Origin of the sequence: Wolbachia endosymbiont of Glossina morsitans morsitans, from assembly GCF_000689175.1 — a bacterium.
GTDB lineage: Bacteria > Pseudomonadota > Alphaproteobacteria > Rickettsiales > Anaplasmataceae > Wolbachia > Wolbachia pipientis.
The window spans coordinates 1-672 of sequence record NZ_AWUH01000096.1; the positions used below are offsets into that span (position 1 = coordinate 1).

Annotated in this window: 1 protein-coding gene; it reads right to left on the reverse strand. The window is 40.0% G+C overall.

Annotation, left to right across the window (positions count from 1 at the left end):
* Positions 1–295: 295 nt before the first annotated feature.
* Positions 296–672, reverse strand: a 377-nt coding sequence (locus WGMM_RS02205) for an amino acid kinase family protein (protein WP_038249433.1), incomplete at its 5' end; no start/stop codon positions are given.

Consider the following 672-nt stretch of genomic DNA (forward strand, 5'->3'; position numbering starts at 1 on the left):
CAGTGCTCCTTTTTTTGTCATCCCAGTGCCCCTATGATGTTATTCCAGTCTGGAATCTAGTCCTTATTATGCAGCCACTTGGTTGAAATTAAGTCTTCTGGATCCCAGTGTCTGGGCACTGGGATGACATCATAAGGGCGCTGGGATGACACCCTGACAACCGTCATCCCGCTACTTGTTAGCGGGATCTAGAGATACCGCGAATGAATCGCGGTACGACGTAGATTGCTGTCATTCCAGTGTCAGCTACTTGAATGACACCCTCTTGGTATTCGTGTAGTTGTAAGCAGTATAGCTATAAATCACTCACAATCGATATGCTTGAATTATTCTCAGTAAATAAATCAAGCATAATGTTAGGTATTCTACCATCAACTATGTGAACAACTCCAGCACATTCCTCCGCCATTTTAACGTATGCCATAAGCCTTTCAATAAATTTTTCCCCTTTAATTTTCCCACAATCAATCGATGCATTTAAATTTTTAACAGATATCTTCCTGCCACCAATTTTATCTATTTCTTCATCTGTGTCACTCAAGATTATCATTTTAGATGCAGAAACTGCAATTGCAATTGTGCTTGCAGTGCTATCGGCATCAATATGATACGTTTCCCCATCTTTTCCATGACCAATTGGTGCAATAATTGGTATAAAATCTGATTCTTCAA